Consider the following 21,231-nt stretch of genomic DNA (forward strand, 5'->3'; position numbering starts at 1 on the left):
TAGGAGGCTCCAAGACATGACCCTTCTCGTCACAGGCGGCACCGGCTTCGTCATGAGCGTGGTGGCGCGTGCCTGGCTGGACCGCGACCCTGGCGCGTGCGCCGTCATCCTGGATCGCGCCGGCCTCGACGCCGCGGCCGAAAGGCATTTCGCTCCGGTGCGCGACCGGCTCAAAGTGATCAGCGCGGATATCCTCGATCCGACGGGGTGGTCCGGCGCGCTCGACAACGCGCACGTCACCGCGATCGTACATGGCGCGACCATCACACCGATTTCGCGCGGCAGCGCCTCGGAGGCCAAGCGCCAGCCGGAGGCCGAGGACCCGGCTCGCATCGTCGATATCAACCTGATGGGCACCGTGCGCATGCTCGAATGGGCACGCGCGCGGGCCAACGTCAAGCGCTTCGTCTATGTCAGTTCGGGAGCCATCTATCGGCACAATGGCCCCGACTGGAGCGGCGAGCCGCTGCCGGAGGACGGCTACGTCGCGCCCTTGACGCTTTACGGCATCTCCAAATTCGCCTCCGAGATGGTGACCAACCGCTATGCCGACCTGTTCGGCCTGTCGGCGGTTTCGGTCCGGCTTGCTTCCGTCTACGGCCCGATGGATCGCGCGACCGAGAGCCGCAACTTCCGCCATGTCCCCAACCGTGTTGCGCACATGGCCCTGGCCGGCGAAACGATCCGGCCGAACAGTCTGGAGCCGGTGGGCGACTATCTTGCCTCGACAGATGTCGCTGCCGCGATCCTCGCGCTGCTCGATGCGCCGCGCCTCAATTACCGCCACTACAATATCGGCTCCGGCTCCAGCCAGACCATCGGAGAGATTATCGCCTGGGCAAAGGAGCGCATTCCGGCGCTGAAGGTTGAGGTGACGCCCGGAGAAGACGCCAATATCGTACAGGACGTGTCGCTGAAAGGCGGCATGTGGGGCGCCTACGACATTGCGAGGATCATGCGCGATACGGCATGGCGGCCGCGCCCGGGCAAGGAGGCGTTCCACGCCTATATGGACTGGATTTCGGCCAACGAGACGAAGTGAGAGGGATTGCCATGACAAGCGCTGCCTCACAACCGGTCCAGCCGCGCGACTTCGTCGGCTATGGACCGAACCCGCCCTATGTCACCTGGCCGGGCGGCGCGACAGTCGCGATCAATCTCGTGCTGAACTACGAGGAAGGGTCGGAGTACAACTGGCTGGATGACGGCCGCAACGACAATTGGGGCGAATACAACAACCCCGGCCTTTCACTGCATCGCGACCTCGGCACCGAAACGCATTTCGAATACGGCAGCCGGGCCGGCGTCTGGCGGTTGGCTCGGCTGTTCGACCGCTACGATGTGCCGATCACGGTGTCGGCTTGCGCAGTGGCGCTGGAGAAGAATCCCGCCGTCGCCGAGTGGATGAATGCGCGCGGTCACGACCTGCTCGGTCACGGGCTGCGCTGGACCGATTATCCCGGCATGCCGCGCGAGGAAGAGGAGCGGCAGTTGCACGAAGCGATCGCACTTTACGAGAGGGTGCTTGGCCGGCGGCCGCTCGGCTGGAACTGCCGCTCGTTTCCAAGCGTCAACACCCGCGATCTGCTGGTGCGCGAGGGCGGCTTTCTCTACCACTCCGATCCCTGCAACGACGAGCTGCCCTATTTCGTCGACCATGGCGAGGAGAGAATCCTCGTCGTGCCCTATTCCAAGACGCTCAACGACAGCCGCTTCCTCATCGCGCCGGGTTACAGCAATCCGCGCGACTTCGCCGAGGATTGCCGCTCGGCCATCGATTACATGCTGTGGGAGGCCGAAGGGACGGGCGGACGGATGCTCAACATCTGCGTGCACGCGCGCTGGATGGGCCAGCCGAACCGGGCGTCCGGCCTGCGCGAGGTGATCGAGCACGTGCAAAAGACGCCGGGGGCGATCTTCATGCGGCGCGCCGACATCGCGCGGTACTGGCTGGACAATCACCGGACGTTTGCCGGCAAGCGTGCCGGCTGAACAGCGGAATGTTCGAAACACTCATCACCGGCGCGACGATCGTCAACGCAGATGGCGAAGCCCGCCGCGACATTGCCATCAACGCCGGCAGGATCGCGGCCCTGATCCAGCCAGGAGACGCGGCCGAAGCGCGGAAGGTGATCGACGCAAGCGGCTGTATGCTGCTGCCCGGTCTCGTCGATGGGCACGCGCATCTGCGCGAACCGGGACTGACCCACAAGGAAGACTTCTCGTCGGGCACGCATGCGGCTGCGCTCGGCGGCGTGACGACGGTGCTCGACATGCCGACCGACGAGCCCTGGACGGCGACGGCAGACCAGCTTGCCGAGAAGATGTCGATGGCCGAAGGCAAGCTCAACGTCGATGTCGGCTTCCAGGCTGTTGTCAGCGAGAGGCTGGACGGTCTCGAAAGGCTCGCGGCGCTTGCCCCGGTGTCGTTCGAGCTTTTCACGGCGGATGTCCCAGAGCCGTTTCTTTTTCCGACGGTGGACACCGTTCTTCACGCGCTCAAGCGGATGAGCTCGATCAAGACGATCGTCGGCATCTCGCCCGGCGATCAATCGCTGCTGGTGGGCAGCGCCGGGCGCGTTCATTCTTGCGACATCGCAGCGTTCCGCGAAAGCCGGCCACCACTGGCTGAGGCCAATGGCATCGCGCGGGCGCTGCTGGCGGCGGCCGAGACCGGCGCGCGCGTTCATGTCCGCCAGATCAACTCGGGGCTCGGCGTCGAGACCTGGCGGCGCCTGCGCGATCTTGCCGATGCCAGCGTCGAGACGACACCCCAGAACCTGTTCTTATGCGCGGACGACTACGAAAAGCAAGGCGCGCGACTGAAGGCATCACCGCCGTTCCGGCCGAGGCAAGATGTGCAGCGCCTCCGCGAGGCTGTAGCGGCCGGGCTGATCGACATCATCGCCACCGATCACGCGCCACACAGCCCTGCTGAGAAGGCCGCCGACTATCCGGCTTTCGCGGACATCCCGGGCGGCATGCCCGGACTGCAGACGCTGCTGTCCGTCATGCTCAAGCTCGTCGACGAAGGCCTGATTGGGCTGCGCGACATCGCGCGCCTGTGCGCGGCCAATCCGGCCGACCGGTTCGGGCTTGGCCGGCGCAAGGGCAGGCTGGCCGTCGGCCACGATGCCGACATCCTCATCATCGACCCGACGCGAACCTTTGCCATCCGCGATGCCGACCAGAAGTCAAAGGCCGGCTACACGCCGTTTGACGGCTGGAGCGTTTCAGCCACCTTGCGGCAGGTGTTCCTGCGCGGCGAGGAAATCACGCGTGACGGCGCGCTGGTCAACCCGGGACAAGGCCAAGTGGTGCGGTGGGAAAGCTGAGGCAGGCAAGATGGGTCTTCTGGACGGCAAGGTTGCCATTGTCACCGGCGCGAGCTCCGGCATCGGCCGCGCCATCGCGCAACGCTACGCGCAGGACGGCGCGAAGGTGGTGGTCGCCGATACGCGCGAGGAAGCTATCGAAGGCGAAACAACGGTCCGGCAGATCGAAGCGGCTGGCGGTGAGGCGATCTTCATCTCCACGGACATCGCCGATCAACAGGCCGTCATAACCATGATGCGGCAGGCGGTGGACCGGTTCGGGCGGCTCGATATCCTAGTCAACAACGCCGCGGTCTATACCTCGACCAATCTGCTCCAGACCACGCCGGAGCAATGGGCGAAGGTGATCGACGTCAACGTCACCGGCTTCTTCTACTGCTCGCAACAGGCGGTGCTGCAGATGCTCAGGCAGGAGCCGGTCAACGGCGTACGCGGGCGCATCATCAATATCGCCTCGCAGCACGGTATGGTCGCCTGCCCGGGCGATTTCCCCTATTCGGTCAGCAAGGGCGCGATCGTGCAGATGACGCGCCAGATCGCGGTCGATCACGCCGAGGACCTGATCGTCTGCAATGCGATAGCTCCCGGCAAGATCATCACCGGCAAGCCGGGCATCGCCAACGACCCTGATGCGCTCGACTATTCGCGCCGCCGCACGCCATGGCCGCGGCTTGGCGAGCCGAACGATGTCGCCGGCGCGGCGCTTTTCCTGGCCAGCGACCTTGCGACATACGTCACCGGGATCAACCTGATGGTGGACGGCGGCTGGATGGCCGGCTGAGCGGTCATCGCGCGAAAGCAAAGGCCGGCTGCAAAGCGGCCAGCCTCCTTCCTATCCGACGATCACGACGATCGCAGCTACTTATTCGGCACTTCGTAGACCTTGCCGTGCCAAGGTGCTGCATCGATCTGGTCGAGGGCCATCACGTAAAGTTCCTTTTCATCGGGCCCGAAGGCGAAGTTCGGCATGGACGGCGACGGCACCGAAAGCGTGCGCAAGAGCTTGGCGTCCTTGTCCACCACTATGATCTTGCCCGGCGCGTCGAGGGAGCGCGGGCTCTGGCCGATATACATCTCGCCAGCCTTGTCCATCTTGATGCCGTCCGGCCAGATATGCGGCTGGTTCGGGAACAGATCGTCGAGCCGAAGGAAGACGCGACGGTTGCTCAAGCTGTGATCGGCCCCGACATCGAACTCGATGATGCGGTTGTCCTCGGTTTCGACCAGGTAGAGCATCTTGCCGTCGTTCGACATGACCAGCCCATTGGCATTGTGCAGGTCGCCAGCCACCTTCTTCACGCTGCCGTTCTTGCCGATGTAGTAGGCCGACGCGTCGATCAGCGGACCGCCCTTGCCGGAGCCGGTGAAGTAGATGCCGCCCTCCTTGTCCGGCGCGAAATCATTGGGGCCGCTGAACGGCTTGCCGTCGGTGTCCTTGTCGTAGGCCGGCAGCGTCTTGCCGTCGGCCGAGATGCGGCCGATCGTGTTGTTGTCGTAGCAGGTGACGACGAATTCGCCCGTCGCGGTCGGCAGCACGGCCGAAGGGCCGCAGCCATCCATCTTCCAGAAAATCGCGTTCTTCTTGCCGTCCCAAACGTCCACAGTGCCGCGGCCGTATTCGACGTAGAAGAGCTTGTCCTGGTACCAGATCGGGCCCTCGGCGAACCAAGCGTCGTCATTGATCACCTTGACGTTCGCGGCGTGTGCCGATGCGGTAAGAGCGAGGGCTAACACTGTGCCCAGCAAATGCTGTCTTGTCATGCGCTTCCCCTTTCTTTCGTTGAACTCCAGGCGCTTAGGGCTCGCCGGCGCCGATCTCCTCCTTGCGGCGCGCCACATAGGCGTCCAGCTCCTCGCGGATGGCTGGATCCATAACCGGTTCCTCGTAGTCGCTGAGTGCCTGCTGCCAGAGCTGCGTCGCCCGCTCCAGCGCATCGTGGCCGCCCGCTTCCTGCCAGCTGCCGTAATTTTGCCAATTGGACAGCATCGGCCGGTAGAAGGCGGTCTCGTAGCGCGCCATGGTGTGCTCCGACCCGAAGAAATGTCCGCCGGTCGGCACGGCCTTGATCGCCTCGAAGCCGAGGTCGTCCTCCTCGAACGGCATCGGCCGCAGGAACTCCATCATGTTCTGCAGGATCTCGACGTCGAGGACGAGCTTCTCGTAGGAGGCTGTCAGCCCGCCCTCCAGCCATCCGGCGGCGTGATAGATCAGGTTCGCGCCGCCGAGCACCGCGCCCCAGGTCGCCATCTCGGTCTCATAGGCCGCCTGCAGGTCGACGACATTGGAGGCATTGGCATTGGAGGTGCGGTAGGGAAGGTTATAGCGCCGCGCCAGCTGTCCGGCGACGATGTTGGCCTTGGCGTTCTCCGGCGTGCCGAAGGCAGGCGCGCCGGAACGCATGTCGACATTGGACGTGAAGGCGCCATACATCACCGGCGTGCCGGGATTGACCAGCTGCGTCAGCGTCACGCCGAACAGGGCCTCGGCATTCTGCTGCGCAAGAGCCGCGGCCAGCGTCACCGGGGTCATGGCGCCCATCAGGGTGAAGGGCGTGATCGTCACCGGCTGGCCGTGCTCGGCCATGGCGATCAGGCCTTCGGCCATCGCCTCGTCGAACAGGCGCGGCGAGTTGACGGAAATAATCGTCGTGACCCCCGGCGAATTGCGCAGTGCCTCGATGGTCGTGCCGCGTGCGATCGCCGTCATGGCGATGCTATCCATGGCGCGGCCGCGGCCGATCGCCGTGCAATGGAAGCTCAGATCCGACAGCGTGAGATTGGCGCGATAGGTGTCGAGATGGCGCGAATTCGCCGGCAGCTCCATAGGCGCCACCACCTGGTTGCCGATGATATGGATGGCGTTGAAATGATGCGCGAGGCGGATGAAGTTCTCATAGTCAGCCAGATTGCCCTGCCGGCGGCCGTTGATGCGGTCATGCACATTGGGCGGCCCGGCGACCAGCCCGAACACCAGCGAATTGCCGCCGATGCGGATCTGCTTGTCCGGATTGCGCGAGCTTAGCGAGAAGGACGATGGCGCGTTCCTAAGCGCTTCTCTGACGATACTCTCGTCGATCCGCACCGTGTTCTCGGCCCGATCAACGATGGCGCCCGCGGCCTCGAAGATACCCAGCACCTTCTCGCCCATGACGCGGATGCCGAGTTCGGACATAATACGCATCGAGGTCCGGTGGAGCTTGTCCATCTGCTCCTCGTCGAGGATCTGCATCGGCGCGTAGGGGTTTGTGACGCGCTGCCAGGGCAGTTGCGCAATGCCGCCGCCACTGCGCCCGGCCGCTCTGGTGCGCCGTCCGCCGCTTCGCCTGTCATGCGCTGTCATCGGCCTGTCCTCCTTAATAGCCGCGTCCCGGATCCACCACATTCGCCAAAGGCTCGCCGCGCCGGTAGCGGGCGAGATTCTCGGCAAACATGCGTGCCGACTTCACGTCCCAGCCGTCGTAGACGGACGAGCAATGCGGCGTGACGATCACGTTCTCGTAGCCCCACAGCGGATGCGCCGGCGGCAGCGGCTCGAGGGCGAAGACGTCGAGCGCCGCGCCCTTGATCCGGCCACCGTCGAGCGCCGCAAGGAGCGCCGCCTCGTCGACGACGCCGCCGCGGGAAACGTCGATCAGCACCGCCGAAGGCTTCATCGCCGAGAAGGCTTCGCTGCCCACCATGCCACGTGTGCTTTCGAGCAGCGGCACCGCGCACAAGATGAAATCGGCACGGCCCCACAGGCTGGGCAGGTCGGCCATGCCGTGCACCTCATCGATGTGGTAGGTCGGTTTCGGGCTGGCGCGCACGCCCAGGGTCGTCATGCCGAAGGCCCTGGCCCGGACGGCGACCGCCTGCCCCGTCTTGCCGAGCCCAAGGATCAGAAGCGTCTTGCCCTGGATCGGCTCGACCTTGCCGGCCGTCCACCTCCTGGCAGCCTGCTCGCGTGCGAAGCCGCGCAGGCCGAGCGAGAAGGAAAGCATCGCGCCGAAGACATATTCGGCCATCATGTCGGCAGCGACGCCGGCCGAATTGGTTATCGTCACCCTTGTCGGATCCCAGGGGCGCAGGTGATCCGTGCCGGAGCCGCCGACCGAAACCCAGCGCACGGTCGGGCTCTCGACCAGCGCCGCGCGCGGATAGCGCGATCCCCGGTCGAATTTGATGGTGAACACCACCTCGGCGCCGGTGTCCGCAATCAGGTCGGGAAGCGCCTCGTAGCTGTCGCAGCCGAGCACCCTGAGATCGGGATGGGTTTCCGCCAGCGCCGCAATCGGCCCGTCCGGCGCGTCGCTGCTGACGATGATTGTTGGCCGCGCGGACATTTCAGCCCCGCCTCGGACCAGGAATGTGATCGGCAAGAGGACCCAGCGTCTCGAGCAAAGCCTTGCCTGCCTGCGGGCTGGTGTTCTCATGCGGCGCGCGCAGATTGAGCCAACGCTGGTCGCCGGAGCGCACGGCAAGTGCCGCCTTCATCCCGCCGATCAGACCGGCGGTCTGAACCGCCTTTCGAAATTCCTTTATGGCGGCATCGGCGGCCGAGACGTCGCGGCCGGCGTGCGCGCCGTCATAGACGGCGCGGATAGCCCTGGCGTTGAGGTTGACGGAAGCGGAAATGCAGCCCGCCGCGCCGGCGACCAGGCCTTGGGTAAGCTGGCCCTCGGAACTCGGGAAGACCGAGACGTTGGGCGCCGCCGCGATCACGGCGGCGGTGTTGTCCCAGTTCCCGGCACTGTCCTTGTAGGCGACAACGGTTTCGGGAAATGCCGCGTTGAGCCGCGCCGTCAGCGCCGGCGATACCGGCACCCCGGAATTCTGCGGGATGTGATAGAGGATCAGCTTGAGCTTCGGGCTGGCGACTTTCTCGACCAGTTCCGAATAGTAGCGCGCCTGCCCGTCATCGCCCGCCGCGGTGTAGAAGAACGAAGGCAGCACCATGACGCCGGCGCAGCCGAGTTCCAGGGCATGCCGGCTCAGTTCGAGCGTCTCGGGCAGCGCGGTCAAGCCTGTGCCGGGCATCATCTTATCGGCCGGGATGCCGGCCTCGGCCAGCCACTCCAGGGCTTGCATGCGTTCGCGCGGCGACAGCGACAGCGCCTCGCCGGTCGTCCCAAACGGCGAAAGGTAATGCGCGCCCTGAGCAAGCACCCATTTCGCATGGTTGACCCACAGATCGCGGGCGACGCTGCCGTCTTTGTCGAAGGGCGTCAGGATGGGCGCAATGACGCCTTGTACGCTGTTCATCGATGGTTCTCCCGGGTCGTCGTGTCGCCGTCGGCGAGCTTCGCTGCCGCGTCGACTGTTCTGATAAAGAATGCTGTCGAGGCGATGTCGAAGAAGACGTGGAAGCCTGCCTCGCTGCGCACCAGCACGGCTTCGAGATTCGCGACGCGCGTCTGCGCGATCTCGTCATCGGCAAAACGGCCAGGCCTGAGGTCCAGTGCGCAAAGCCTCGCCATCACCGCTTCTGCCGACTGGCCGGAAAGCCGCATCCAGCTCCAGCCTTCCTCGCGCCAGGACCAATAGCCGCGCGAACCTTTCTCGGCCTGCCAGGCAGCGACGAGCTTTGCGACGGCGCCACCGGCGATATCGTCAATCGCGAGGAAATCTTCGCTGCCTAGACGCAGCAGCCTGACGCCGCCCTGCCTAGCGATGCGATTGACGGGCGGCAAGGCGAGACCTTGCGCTTCGAGCCAGGCTGAACTGCCGGGCCCTTTGATGCCGAAGCGCGATCGGGCCGTCAGATCGGTCACTATCAGTTGCCCATTTGGCAGAACTGCTTCAGCGGCCGAGCCGTCCGGCGACAGGGGAAATGTTCGCATGGCAAGACCGGCCATCTTTACATCTCCTGCCGGACGTTCTGCGGATCGAAAAAGGCGTGACCGACCACCGGCACCTGCACCAATTCGCCGCTGCGACACTTCACCGTGACCTTGCTGCCAGGGGCAGCGTCGTCGATATGGACATAGGCCAGCGCGATTGTGTGGCGAAGCGTTGGCGAGAAGCCAATCGAAGTGATCTGCCCAACCGGGTTGCCGCCGCGCAGCACCAGGCAGGACTCGCCGGGGATGTTGCTTGCACCCTCGAAAGAGAGGCCGACGAGCCGGCGCGTTTCGCCAAGCCTCGTCCGCATCTCGATTGACCGCTTGCCGACGAAGAAGGGCTTCTTCTTCGAAACCGCCCAGCCGAAATCGAGCTCGTTGGGCGTGGTCAGCGCGTCGGTATCCTGGCCGATCAGGATATGCCCCTTTTCAAGCCGCAGCATGCGCGAGGCCTCGAGTCCATAGGGACGCAAGCCATGCGGCTTGCCGGCCTCGGACAAAGCGTCCCACAGCGCGACCGCATAGCTCGAAGGACAGTGCAGCTCGTAGCTCACCTCGCCCGTGAAGCCGATCCGCATCACACGCACCGGCAGGCCGGCCAGCATGCCTTCGCGCCCGTGGAGATAGGGGAAAGCGTCGCGCGAGAAATCGATGTCGCCATCTAGCGCCTGCAAGACCTCACGCGCCTTCGGGCCGGTGACGTTGATGCCGGAAAATGCTGCCGTGACGTTGAGCACGTCGACCTTCAGCCGCCACTGCGCATTCCAGAACAGCATGTCGGCCTGCACGCGGGCGACGGCGCCGGTCGTCGCGGTGACGTAGAACAGGTCATCGGCGAGACGATAGGCGACGCCGTCATCGATAACCGTGCCCATCTCGTTGAGCATCAGGCAGTAGCGGACCCGGCCGACGCGCTGGTTGGCATGCGCCATCGTGTACATCCGATCGAGGAAGGCGCCGGCGTCAGGACCGCGGATCTCCAGCTTGCCCAAAGTCGACACGTCGAGCATGCCGACGCCGTTGCGGACCGCGGCGATCTCTTCGCGGACCAGGCGGTCTATCCGGTCTTCCGGCCCGTAAAAATACGGCCGCCACCAGGCACCGATCGGCTTCATGCGAGCGTTGAGTGCGAGATGGCGCGCATGCAGCGCGGTGCGCCGCTCCAACGGCTCGTGATGGCCGGCGAGCACGCCGAGCTTCTCCGGTCCGGTCGGCGGCCGCGCCGTGGTGATGCCCACCTCGCCAACCCCGCGCCCCGTCGCTTCGGCGACAATCCGCGCCGTGGCGAGCGCCGAATGCCTGCCTTGGCTCGGCCCCATGCCGACGGTGGAAAAGCGCTTCACCAGTTCGAGTTCGCGATAGCCTTCCTTGACCGCATTCCTGAGGTCCTTGACCTGCAGATCCTCATCGAAATCGACGAAGTCGCGACCTTTTGCGTTGCCGGCGAGCGGTTGTGCCCAGGCAGCTGGCTCGGGCTCGTATTCGTTCTGCACGTCAGGAGGATCGCCGTGGCCGAGCCGCTCCAGAGCCTCGCGCGCGGCGCGGCGGCCGTCGGCCATCGCAGACTGCAACCGCGATTTGCCGGCAACGGCGCCTGCCAGCCGGACGGCCGCGCCCACCGGCAGACTGAGCGTCATTCGCGCCGTCGCATCGTCGTAGCCGACCCTCGCTCCCGCATGGCAGGGCAACTGCCAGGCAGGCACCGAGCCGACGGAGACCGCCACGAGATCGCAGTCGATCCAGCGGCTGCCAATGCGGACTCGCGCGACGTGCTTGTTGCCGCGCGTCCCGGAAGCTTCCTCGATCGGGGCGCCTGCGAGGATCCCTATCCCTCTGGCCCGAAGCTCACCGGCGCGGTCGCCGGCATTTGGCCGAGGATCGACGATCGCGGCCAGTTCGACGCCAGCCTCGACCAGATCCAGCGCGCAGTCGTAGCCATCGTCATTGGCGGCCAGCACGACTGCCCGCCGGCCAGGCTGCACCGCGTAATGGCGGAGCAATCGTTGCACGGCGCCGCCGGCCATGATGCCAGGCAGATCGTTGTTGCGGAACACCGCCGGCTGCTCGATGGCGCCTGTCGCCAGGACAACCTCGCGGGCGCGGGTTCGGTAGAGCCGGTTGCCCTGGATCAGCGGCAGCCAATTGTCCTCATACCAGCCGTTGCAGATGGTGCCGGTCATGATGCGCAGATTGGGGAGCTTGGCTGCCTTGGCTGCCAGACTGAACAATATGCCCGGATCGCAGCGGCGATAGGTCAGCGAACCGCCAATTTCGGGATTGTCGTCGCACAACAGCACGTCGGCGCCGGCTTGTGCGGCCGAGATCGCAGCCGATAGACCCGCCGGCCCCGCGCCGACGACCAGCAGGTCGCAGTGAAGATGCGCCTTGTCGAAACTCAGATGCGGCGCCTTGACGTCGACGATCCCGAGCCCCGCCTTGCGACGGATCATCGGCTCCCAGAAGCGGAGCCAGCTGTCCTGTCTCGGACCCATGAAGGTGCGGTAGTAGAAGCCGACCGGCAGGAAACGTCCAAAGCGGTCGATCACCGCATCGCGGTCGTTTTCCAGGGAGCCGTTGACGTTCTGCGCCGTCACCATCATGCCGTCCTGGAGCGGCGTCAGGTCGGCGGGAACATTCGGCTCCGACGGCAATTGCACCAGCGTGTTCGCTTCCGCGCCGGCCATGGTCATGATGCCGCGCGGCCGGTGGTATTTGAACGAGCGCGACAGGACCCACTGGTCCGAGGCCGCCAGCGCGCTGGCGATGCAGTCGCCGGCAAAGCCATGATAAGCCTTGCCTTCGAAGGTGAAGCGGACAGGCCGCGTCCGGTCGAGGCGCGAACCGTATGGCGTGCCAAGCCGCGTCATGGCCGGCTCCCAATGGCGTAGGTGCGGATGATTTCGTTGGTGACGACGTCGCGCTCGGCGAGGAAGAAGAAGTTGCTCGGCACGTGCCGCCAGCACTCGACCACCACACCTTTTCGATTGTCCGCGCGGAAGAGATGCCTTGCCCACTCAGCGTCGGCGGCAGCGTCCGCATCGGGCCTCTGCCGCAGCGGACCGAAGGACTGGAATTCGTCGATGTTGCGCGGGCCGTTCATGGGGCAGTCAAGCAGCTTCATGGTCAGTGGCTCGCCGCCGTGGCGCCCATTTCATTGAGCAGTCGGAACTTCTCGAAGCGCTCCAGCGCAAACGGCTTCAGCAGGTCGGGAACCCGACCCCTGGCGATGGTTTCCGCCATGCGCTTGCCGGCGACCGCAGTCGCCTTGAAGCCCCAGGTGCCCCAGCCGCAATCGAGCCACAGATTGGCGAGAGGGCTGGCGCCCATGATCGGGCTGTAGTCCGGCGTCATGTCGGTGATGCCGGCCCATTGCCGCAGCACCCGCACACCTTGCAGGAAGGGAAAGAGATGCACGGCGCCTTCCGCCAGATGCTCCTTCATGTCCAGCGTCGAGCGGGTCGAATAGAGCTGGTACGGATCCGAGCCGCCACCGATGACGATCTCGCCGCGCGAGGATTGCACCAGATAGGTGTGCAGCGATACGGACGAGACCAGCGTGTGCAGCCAGGGCTTCAGCGGCTGCGTCACCATTGCCTGCAAGGGGTAGCAGCGGATCGGCAGTTCCACGCCGGCCATCATCGCAACATCGTAGTTCATGCCGCCGGCGGCGATGAGCACGGAGCCGCAGGCGACCCGTCCGCGGTTCGTCACCACAGCGCGCACCTGGCCGTTCTCGACCTCAAAACCTTGAACTTCGGTGCGCTGGTGGATTTCGGCGCCCCGGCGCGAGGCCTGCGCCGCGAAGCCCCAGGCAACCGCATCGTGGCGGGCCGTGCCGGCATCGGCATGCCAGAGGCCGCCGAGGATCTCGAGCGCACCGTCGCGATCCATGTTGAGTTCGGGCACCAGCTTCTCGACCTCTTTTGCGTCGATCACCTCGGTGCGCGTGCCCATATGCTTGCCCATCTCGGCGCGCAGATGGAAGGCGCGCAGCGTCGCTTCCGTGTGTGCGAGCGTCAGCTGGCCGCGCTGCGAGAACATGACGTTGAAGTCGAGTTCCTGCGACAGCGCTTCGAAGAGCGAAACGCCTTCCTTGTAGAAGGCGACGCCTTCCTGGGTGATGTAATTGGAGCGGATCGTCGTGGTGTTGCGTGCGGTATTGCCGCCGGCCAGATAGCCTTTTTCGAGCACCGCGATGCTGGCGATACCATGGTATTTCGACAGATAATGCGCGCAGGCCAAGCCATGCCCGCCGCCACCGACGATGACCACGTCATAGGACGGCTTCAGCTCAGGCGTCGCAGGAATGTCGCCCGTCACCGGATAGTCGCGGCTAAGCCCGTATTTGAGAAGCCTAAGCGGCATGGCTGCCCTGGCCGCCAGGAGGATCGTAGACCAGAGCGGTCACCTCGGAAAACCGGTGGTCGGCGTCGGTCAGGCCGAGAATACCGTCCCGGATCGCGGCGGCCCTGGTCGAGCCGAGAACGGGCGACGCAAACTCGATGTACTTGGCGACGATATCGTCTTCGCTGAACGGGGCTTCGGGGCCGCCGCGTGCGTGGACATCTCCGGACTCCAGCTGCCGGCCGTCAACCGTCTCGATCTGCACGTCGGCCCAGCGCCCGGCGGGGAAACGGTCGCTGTGCTTCGCCGCCTCGTTCACCTCGACGCGCTTCAGCAAATCCGCGACGGCGGCATCGCGCAGACCCGAGCCCGAAATGTGCTCCACGCCGATTCGACCATAGTGGATCATCGTGGCCACGGCGAAGGGCAGGCTGTACTGCGCCTTTGATGTCGTGTCCGGCATGCCGGCAAACAGCGTCGCCGCATAGTGGAAGCTGTTGACATGGACTTTGCGTATGTCTTCCGGCCGAAGCCCATGCTGCAGGCAAAGCGCGCGCGTCGCGTCGATCGCCGCGTGGGCCCAGCGGCAGACCGGATACGGTTTTATGTATTGCCGGGTCATCTGCCAGAACAGGCCGAGGTCATCCCAATGTGCCGCGACCTCCGGCGCCTCGACCGTGATCGCCGGCGCGCCGGCGAAACCGGCTTCGGCAAGCACGGCGGCCGACAGGCCGACCAGCGCCCCCATGCCTGAGCCGTCATGCAGCATGGTCGGCGTTGCGATCTCGCGCATCATCTGGCTGCGCGGTCCGTGATACTCGGCGATGCCGAAAGCATGGCGCAGTTGATCGTCGTCAAGCGAAAGCAGGCGGGCCGCGACCGCCGCCACGCCAAGAGAATTCCACGCGCCGGAGGTGTGATAATCGGAGACGGTTGCGTGCAGCGCAATGCCGGCCCGCCCCGCGATCTCATAGCCGACGACGATCGCGGCCAGCGCCTCGGGGCCGGTCAACTCAGGCTTTTCTTCTGCGAGCGCAAGCAGCGCCGGGATAACCGCCACGCCGATGTGCCCCTTGGTCGGCGGGTAACCGTCATGGCCGTCGAGATTGTCGGTCTGGGTCGCCGCCGCGAAGGCGGCGCCGGCCATGCTGGCGCGCCTGCCGTCGAAGATCATCCTCGCCGCGTGCCGGTCGGCGCCGGAACCGTAGAGCATAACCGCGGCATCGCGCGCGATTTGTCCGGCCTGCATCGGGCCGGCGGCGATGGCAATGCCCATCGTGTCGAGGAACTGGAGGGCTGCCGATTTCAGAACGTCGCGCGGGAACGCGCCGGCCGACCTGCGCAGCACGAAGTCGGCAACACGGGCAAATACGGTGGAAGCAGACTCACCTTCCGCCGTCCGCTGGTCCATGGCGCCACCTTTCGCGTCCCGATCGCTCCAAGATAACTACGAATAATTTGGTCTCATGGGCCAGGCACGTAATTAGTTTGGCGCCATCGCACAAAAAAATCGGGGTCAAGGCGATTGCGGAGGCCAACGAAGCCGGTCTAGTTTTCGCTTCGCCAAGGAGCGATCGCATGAAGCCGCCACCCCCACTGAACTATATCCGCTCGTTCGAGTGTTCGGCGCGGCATCTCAGCTTCACCCTCGCTGCCAGCGAGCTCGGCTACACCCAGGCGGCGGTCAGCAATCATGTGCGGGGGCTGGAACACTATCTTGGCCGGCAGCTCTTCGTGCGCTATCCGCGCAGCCTGAAGCTGACCGAAATGGGCGAGGCCTTCCTGCCTACGCTGCGGCAGGCGCTCGACCAGATCGATCACGCCACGGAGGCGATCGTCGCCTCCTCGCGCAACAGGACGGTCGTCATCTCCTGCCCAATGAGCCTGGCCGAAAACTGGCTGGCCGGCTGCATGGCGGCGTTCCGGCAAATCCATCCGGAGATCGAGGTCGTTCTGCACGGCACGATCTGGGAAGACCTCAGCGAGCAGATCGCCGACATCACCATCTCGACCCGCCGCTTCGACGACCGCCCGCCGAGTGGCGTTCCGCTGTGGAACGACCAGCTCGCCATCCTCTGCGCACCCGGCCTGCTGTCCGGCCCGAAAGGGCTGCGCTCGCCGCGCGATATCCTCAACGTCGACTGGATCTTCGTGCATGGCCGCCAAGAATATTGGCAATGCATGGGCGACGCGCTGCAGATCGACATTTCGGATTATGAGAAAGGCATCACCACGAACGCCTCGAACATTGCGCTGGAACTGGCGGCAATGGGCGCGGGCTGCGTCGCCACGCAATATTCGCTGGCGAGAACCTATATCAGCCGCGGGCTTCTGGTGGAGCCTTTCCCCGTGCGAGCCGCCAGTCCATGGACCTATTATCTTTCGGAGAGCCAGCTCTCGAAAGGCAGCGTGGTGAGGACCGTCAGAGGGTGGATCATGGAACGAGCCAACGCCCATGTAGAAGCCGTTTAGGCTGACGGCTCGGCAACCATCCGTCCGGGGGAAGGAAGCAATCCGAAAACAACTACCCGAGGGTCTGACTTGCTAAGGCATAGGTCTTCGGCCTAGCCGAGCCGCCGTCGGAAAAATCGGCGAGGCATTTGCCCTTCGACATGGTCAGCACCGTGTCGAAGACCGGCATTCCGCTGTGCGACAGGAAGGCGGCGAACTCGCCATTGTCCATGTGCGTGTCGATCCTGAGGAAATATCCCGAATGGTCGGCCACGTGCGGCCTGACGACCGCCAGGGCGTCGGGGTCGCTTCCCGCCACCACCGGCCCTATGACATGGCCCCGTCCGAACGGTCGGCAGAGGGCAAAAGCGGTCAGCTTGTTCCCGTCGAAAAGCCCATAGCCGGCCGATTGCCCGAAGAGCTTTTCAACGAGCGCTGTGCGCCTCACGCCAAATCCCGCCGCGTCCAGCGCGATCGCTGCCGCAACATCGCCCGCGTCCAACGTCCGGACGCTACCGTGCGCCTCCGTCGGCCGGCCCGCTGTCGGCACGCGGGCGATGCCCTGGCATTGATAGACGGTCTTCTCCGGCTGGAAATCGAGGGAGAGATAAAGCCGCCGCGCAGCACGGGTTGCATTGAGGCGCAGATCGCGCCCGGGATCCTGTCGAAGATCCGCTTCATCAGCCATTGCGCCGCCCCCTGCGTCTGAAGCCGCGGCGAGGTGATGACCATCCCCAAGGTGGCGAAATTGGCGCCGTGCGGGAACCACATGGCCGAACCGAGAGCCCGGCCGATCTCATCGAGCGCCACGAAGCCTTGGCCCGATTCACGCAGGAATTGCCAATCCTCGGCGCGATGCGGCCATCCCACCGACAGGGAGAGCGCGTGCAACCTCTCCAGGTCGACATCTTGGACGTCGCCGATACGCATGGAGAAGGCATCGATTTTCAAGCTCTCGGACGGCTTCACTTCCATGGCCCTGAAAGAACCCTCAAAAATAAAGAACCCTCAAAAATCAACGGGCGAGCAGACCGCTGCCCCGTGCCCGCCAACGCTAGACAAGCAAACCCCACAGGATTTGCTCGAAAGCCGTGCACCAACGCAAGATTCAACTGAAACACTTCCGCTTTCGGCATGCAATCGCGTGGGAACGCACCCATCCTCTGCGGAAATTCGCCAGCATGCGGCATCGATGCCGGCGAACCCTAACGCCTTGAGGGCTGGAATGGACGTCTTCGACATCCTCGACCGTCTCGTCGCCTTTCCGTCGGTCGCCGGCAAGCCGAACGGCGACATTGCCGGCTGGATCGAGGCTCATCTCACCGAACAAGGCGCGAAGGTCAGCCTGCTCCCAGGGCCAGAGGGCGACCGTTTCAATCTTTTCGCCACCATCGGCCCGGCCGAGGTTCCGGGCTACATCCTATCCGGCCATATGGACGTCGTCCCCGCCGGCGAGCCGCAATGGAGTTCGGCCCCTTTTTCGCTGCGCCGGGAGAGCGAACGGCTCTACGGACGCGGCACCACCGACATGAAGGGGTTTCTCGCCGCCGCGCTCGCCGCCGTGCCTGCGCTTGTGCGGCTGCGCCTCGCCAGACCGATCCACCTCGCCTTCTCCTATGACGAGGAGATCGGGTGCCGGGGCGTGCCGCATTTGATCGCCGGGCTGCCCGAGCTTTGCGCCAAGCCGCTCGGCGTCATCGTCGGCGAGCCGAGCGGCATGCGCGCCGTGCGCGGCCACAAGGGCAAGGCGGCCGCCCGCGTAATCATCAGCGGCCGCTCCGGCCACTCCTCGCGACCGGATCTTGGGCTTAACGCCATCCATGGCATGTCCGATGTGCTGAGCGCCGCCGTGAGTGAAGCGGAGCGGCTGATGCATGGCCCGTCCGACCCAACCTTCGAGCCGGCCTATTCCTCGCTGCAGGCCGGTGTGATCGCAGGCGGCCAGTCGGTCAACATCATCCCCGACAGCTGCACGCTCGACCTGGAGGCGCGCGCAATACCGGGCATCGAACCGGCTGGCTTGCTCACCCCGGTCAAGGCGCGGGCTGAAGCTCTTGCCGCTCAAGGCTATGTTGTTGAATGGAAGCCGATTAGCGCCTATCCGGCGCTGTCGCTGCCGCAAGACTCGGCTCTGGCGGGACTGCTGCGCGAATTGACCGGCGAAGCGCCTTTAGCCGCCGTCAGCTACGGGACGGAGGCCGGGCTTTACCAAGGCTCCGGGCTCGATGCGATCATCTGCGGCCCCGGCGATATCGGGCGCGCCCACAAGCCGGACGAATATATTCTCGCCAGCGAGCTCGCCGCCTGCCAGCAGATGATCGAGGCGCTGGGCGCGCGATGCGCGGCCTGAAGGAGCAGCCGGAATGACATTCCTCTTCAATTCCGACGCGCGGCGTGGCGCGATCTTCGCCGAGGCCTTCGCTAAGGAGTTGCCGGACCTCCCCTTCACGATCGATGCCGCTACGGTCGATCCCGACGCAGTGCGCTACCTGATCACCTGGACGGTGCCGGAGAACCTCGACCGCTACACCAACCTCGAAATCCTGTTCTCCATCGGCGCCGGCGTCGATCAGTTCCGCTTCGACGCGGTGCCCGCGCCGGTGAAGATCGTGCGCATGGTCGAGGAGGGCATCGTGCGCATGATGCAGGAGTATGTGACGCTCGCCGTGCTTGCGCTCCACCGCAACTTGCCGGCCTATCTGGCGCAGCAGCGCGCCGGAGAATGGCGCGACATCCCTCAGCCTCAAGCCGCGTCGCGCCGGATCGGCGTGCTCGGCCTCGGACAGCTTGGCCAAGCCGTCCTCGACCGGCTGAAACCTTTCGGCTTCCAGCTCTCCGGATGGAGCCGCTCCCCGCGGCGGCTTGAAGGGGTGACCTGTTATCATGGCGAGCTTTGGCTGGAGCAGATGCTGGCGGCCAGTGACATACTGATCTGCCTGCTGCCACTGACCGAGGAGACGCGCGGATTTCTGAACGCCGGCCTGTTCGCGAAACTGCCTGACGGGGCGGCTCTCGTTCATACGGGTCGAGGCCCGCAGCTCGATCACGAAGCGCTTGTCGCCGCGCTCGATAGCGGCCATTTGTCGTCGGCGATGATCGACGTGACCGATCCCGAACCGCTGCCCGCGGGACATCCGTTCTGGTCGCATCCGAAGATCATCCTCACTCCGCACATAGCCAGCGTGACCCAACCCGCGACCGCCGCCCAGGCCGTCATCGACAACATCAAGCGCCATCGCGCCGGGCTCGATCCCATCGGGCTCGTCGACCGGTCGCGCGGTTATTGAAACTCAACTGGAAAGGCCATCCTTTGTCCCTGCTCAAGTCCATCGATATCAACCCGAGCTTTTCGCCCCGCGAATCGACCGCGCTGCCGGAGCGGCTCATTGCCGGCAATCCCGCCTTCAAAACCTGGGCGCAGGACGTGGCCAAGGACGACCTTGTCCATACCGGCGTCTGGGAGGCCACGCCCGGCGAAACGCGCTCGATCAAGGGGGAAACCTTCGAGTTCTGCCATATCCTCGCCGGCGTGGTCGAAATCACGCCCGACGCCGGCGAAACGGTGACCTACCGGGCCGGCGACAGCTTCGTCATGAAGCCGGGCTTCACGGGTGTTTGGAAGACCATCGAGACCGTGCGCAAGATCTACGTCACAGTGGGCTAGCGAGCGCCCGCGCAGGCCCTGACCGCCGCGGAAGATTTTGCCGTCTCTTGTCCCCAGCACGCAACATTCGTCGGCGGCGGATCGCCGAACAGCGCATGCTGCGTGTCGGCACGGGCTAGGCTGAGGCCGATGCTGCCGAGTGGTTGCCCATGAGCCTGAGCTTCGATCCCGATACAATCTCGCTTCCCGTCGGCCACTTCATCGATGGAGAGCTGATTTCGGCCGGGGGTGCGATCGAAATGCGCCGTCCGTCCGATGGCAAGTCCTATGCCGCTTGCCCCGTGGCCGGTGCGGACTTGGTGGACCGGGCGGTGGAAAGTGCCAAGGCGGCGCTGAAAGCCAGCAACTGGGGCGGCGTCCGGCCGCGCGAGCGCACCAGGGCGCTCCACGCCTGGGCCGATTTGATGGAAGCGGAAGCCGAAACGCTCGCCAGGATCGAGGCACTGTCCTCGACCCGGCCCGTCGGCCAGCTCGCCGCCGGCGACATCGCCGTGACCGCCGAGCAGATCCGCTTCTTTGCCGAGTTCGCCGATAAGGAAGGCAGCGAACTCGCGCCGACCGACGACGCCAGTTTCGGCATGATCATGAGCGAACCCTATGGCGTCGTAGCCGCGATCACGCCCTGGAATTTTCCGATCTCGATGGCCGGCTGGAAGCTCGGTCCGGCGTTGGCCGCGGGCAATGCAGTCGTGCTAAAGCCGTCCGAAATGACGCCGTTCTCGACCGTCTATTTGGCGCAGCTCGCCGTCAGAGCCGGCCTGCCGGCAGGACTTGTCAACGTGGTGCTCGGCGACGGCCCCACGACCGGCACGGCGTTGACCGGCCATCCCGAGATCGCCAAGGTCAGCTTCACCGGTTCAACCCGCGCCGGCTCGGCGATCATGGAGAACGTCGCCCGCACCGGCATCAGGCCGATGACGCTGGAGCTCGGCGGCAAGAGCCCGCAGCTCGTCTTTGCCGATGCCGATCTCGACAAGGCGGCGGCAGCAATCGCCGGCAGCGTCACCTTCAATGCCGGCCAGGCCTGCGTGGCCGGCACGCGCCTGATCGTCGAGAAGAGTGTGGCCGACAGCCTGACGGCGGCCATCCTTGAGCGAGTGAAGGCGGTGAAGCCCGGCCCGACCTGGGACGAGACCACGCAGTATTCGCCGATCATCTCGGAACGGCAGCGGGGGCGTGTCGACGCCATCGTGCGGGCCGCGCTCGAGGGCGGCGGCGAATGCCTGACGGGCGGCACCTTTATGGACAGCCCCGGCTATTTCTACGAGCCGACGCTGATCGCCAATGTCGACCAGGCCAATCCGGCGATCGTCGAGGAAATCTTCGGCCCGGTCCTAACGGTCCAGACCTTCGAGACCGAAGACGAGGCGCTCGCGCTGTCCAGCCATCCGACCTACGGACTGGCTTCCGGCCTGTTCACCGCGGATCTGTCTCGCACGATCCGTCTCGCGCGCAAGCTGGAAGCGGGCACCGTGTGGGTCAACCGCTACAGCCGCTCGCGCGACCACATTCTGCCGACCGGCGGCTATAAGCGCTCCGGCATCGGCAAGGACCTTGGCCGCGAGGCCTATCTCGCCAACCGCAGGACCAAGAGTGTCCTGATCAGCCTGTGAAGAGA

18 protein-coding genes and 1 pseudogene are annotated in these 21,231 nt (G+C 65.1%); 9 read left to right on the top strand and 10 right to left on the bottom strand.

All coding sequences use genetic code 11. The features are described from left to right. Positions 1-16: 16 nt before the first annotated feature. Genes EJ078_RS08350 through EJ078_RS08365 form a run of 4 tightly spaced genes read left to right on the top strand, consistent with a single transcriptional unit; the run spans position 17 to position 4,116 of the window. Entirely contained in the window at positions 17-1,042 is a 1,026-nt protein-coding gene (locus tag EJ078_RS08350; RefSeq protein ID WP_127215050.1) for an NAD(P)-dependent oxidoreductase, read from the top strand. Positions 1,043-1,053: 11 nt separating this feature from the next. Then, positions 1,054-1,992 (top strand): polysaccharide deacetylase family protein, encoded by a 939-nt coding sequence (locus tag EJ078_RS08355; protein WP_095801032.1) that lies wholly within the window; start codon positions 1,054-1,056, stop codon positions 1,990-1,992. Between the two features lie 8 nt (positions 1,993-2,000). Continuing rightward, complete coding sequence (locus tag EJ078_RS08360) at positions 2,001-3,335, top strand: dihydroorotase family protein (protein WP_127403487.1); 1,335 nt, start codon at positions 2,001-2,003, stop codon at positions 3,333-3,335. 10 nt (positions 3,336-3,345) lie between these two features. Continuing rightward, positions 3,346-4,116 (top strand): glucose 1-dehydrogenase, encoded by a 771-nt coding sequence (locus EJ078_RS08365; RefSeq protein WP_127217246.1) that lies wholly within the window; start codon positions 3,346-3,348, stop codon positions 4,114-4,116. Positions 4,117-4,193: 77 nt separating this feature from the next. On the opposite strand, the gene EJ078_RS08370 is transcribed toward EJ078_RS08365, so the two are convergent. The 9 genes from EJ078_RS08370 to EJ078_RS08410 all read right to left on the bottom strand — a co-directional run bounded on the left by EJ078_RS08370 (position 4,194) and on the right by EJ078_RS08410 (position 14,909). Then, complete coding sequence (locus tag EJ078_RS08370) at positions 4,194-5,096, bottom strand: SMP-30/gluconolactonase/LRE family protein (RefSeq protein WP_164750713.1); 903 nt, start codon at positions 5,094-5,096, stop codon at positions 4,194-4,196. A 34-nt stretch (positions 5,097-5,130) separates the two neighbouring features. Next, on the bottom strand, positions 5,131-6,675 hold the full coding sequence (locus EJ078_RS08375) for a trimethylamine methyltransferase family protein (RefSeq protein ID WP_127403488.1): 1,545 nt from the start codon (positions 6,673-6,675) through the stop codon (positions 5,131-5,133). Between the two features lie 13 nt (positions 6,676-6,688). Beyond that, positions 6,689-7,657: a D-2-hydroxyacid dehydrogenase gene (locus EJ078_RS08380; RefSeq protein ID WP_095826972.1), complete on the bottom strand. Its 969-nt coding sequence runs from the start codon at positions 7,655-7,657 to the stop codon at positions 6,689-6,691. Between the two features lies 1 nt (position 7,658). Continuing rightward, on the bottom strand, positions 7,659-8,576 hold the full coding sequence (locus EJ078_RS08385) for a dihydrodipicolinate synthase family protein (RefSeq protein WP_208721202.1): 918 nt from the start codon (positions 8,574-8,576) through the stop codon (positions 7,659-7,661). Continuing rightward, on the bottom strand, positions 8,573-9,085 hold the full coding sequence (locus tag EJ078_RS08390) for a hypothetical protein (protein ID WP_164750667.1): 513 nt from the start codon (positions 9,083-9,085) through the stop codon (positions 8,573-8,575). Before EJ078_RS08390 ends, EJ078_RS08385 begins: the two co-directional genes overlap by 4 nt. A gap of 86 nt (positions 9,086-9,171) precedes the next feature. Further along, positions 9,172-12,021, bottom strand: a complete 2,850-nt coding sequence (locus EJ078_RS08395; RefSeq protein WP_127217047.1) for a 2Fe-2S iron-sulfur cluster-binding protein — start codon at positions 12,019-12,021, stop codon at positions 9,172-9,174. Then, a complete protein-coding gene (locus tag EJ078_RS08400; RefSeq protein WP_127239902.1) occupies positions 12,018-12,275 on the bottom strand; it encodes a sarcosine oxidase subunit delta in 258 nt (85 codons plus the stop codon). The genes EJ078_RS08395 and EJ078_RS08400 overlap by 4 nt, the downstream gene beginning before the upstream one ends. A 2-nt stretch (positions 12,276-12,277) precedes the next feature. Beyond that, positions 12,278-13,519 (bottom strand): FAD-dependent oxidoreductase, encoded by a 1,242-nt coding sequence (locus tag EJ078_RS08405; protein ID WP_127217458.1) that lies wholly within the window; start codon positions 13,517-13,519, stop codon positions 12,278-12,280. After that, on the bottom strand, positions 13,509-14,909 hold the full coding sequence (locus tag EJ078_RS08410; protein ID WP_095801040.1) for an MmgE/PrpD family protein: 1,401 nt from the start codon (positions 14,907-14,909) through the stop codon (positions 13,509-13,511). The genes EJ078_RS08405 and EJ078_RS08410 overlap by 11 nt, the downstream gene beginning before the upstream one ends. Positions 14,910-15,076: 167 nt before the next feature. Here EJ078_RS08410 and EJ078_RS08415 point away from each other — a divergent pair, with 167 nt between their 5' ends. After that, positions 15,077-15,970, top strand: coding sequence for a LysR substrate-binding domain-containing protein (locus EJ078_RS08415; protein WP_095801130.1), 894 nt, complete (start codon positions 15,077-15,079; stop codon positions 15,968-15,970). A gap of 52 nt (positions 15,971-16,022) precedes the next feature. On the opposite strand, the pseudogene EJ078_RS08420 reads toward EJ078_RS08415, so the two are convergent. Beyond that, a pseudogene (locus EJ078_RS08420) lies at positions 16,023-16,924 on the bottom strand (GNAT family N-acetyltransferase). 250 nt (positions 16,925-17,174) lie between these two features. Here EJ078_RS08420 and argE point away from each other — a divergent pair. From argE to EJ078_RS08440, 4 genes are all read left to right on the top strand, one after another. Further along, entirely contained in the window at positions 17,175-18,299 is a 1,125-nt protein-coding gene (gene argE, locus EJ078_RS08425; RefSeq protein ID WP_095801041.1) for an acetylornithine deacetylase, read from the top strand. Between the two features lie 13 nt (positions 18,300-18,312). After that, entirely contained in the window at positions 18,313-19,236 is a 924-nt protein-coding gene (locus EJ078_RS08430) for a glyoxylate/hydroxypyruvate reductase A (protein ID WP_127214249.1), read from the top strand. Between the two features lie 23 nt (positions 19,237-19,259). After that, on the top strand, positions 19,260-19,613 hold the full coding sequence (locus tag EJ078_RS08435; RefSeq protein ID WP_067328000.1) for a cupin domain-containing protein: 354 nt from the start codon (positions 19,260-19,262) through the stop codon (positions 19,611-19,613). Positions 19,614-19,762: 149 nt separating this feature from the next. Next, the gene (locus EJ078_RS08440) at positions 19,763-21,226 is read left to right on the top strand and encodes an aldehyde dehydrogenase family protein (RefSeq protein ID WP_127847332.1); all 1,464 of its coding nucleotides are present in this window, start codon (positions 19,763-19,765) and stop codon (positions 21,224-21,226) included. Positions 21,227-21,231: the final 5 nt, after the last annotated feature.

Source organism: Mesorhizobium sp. M1A.F.Ca.IN.022.06.1.1 (assembly GCF_003952605.1).
GTDB lineage: Bacteria > Pseudomonadota > Alphaproteobacteria > Rhizobiales > Rhizobiaceae > Mesorhizobium.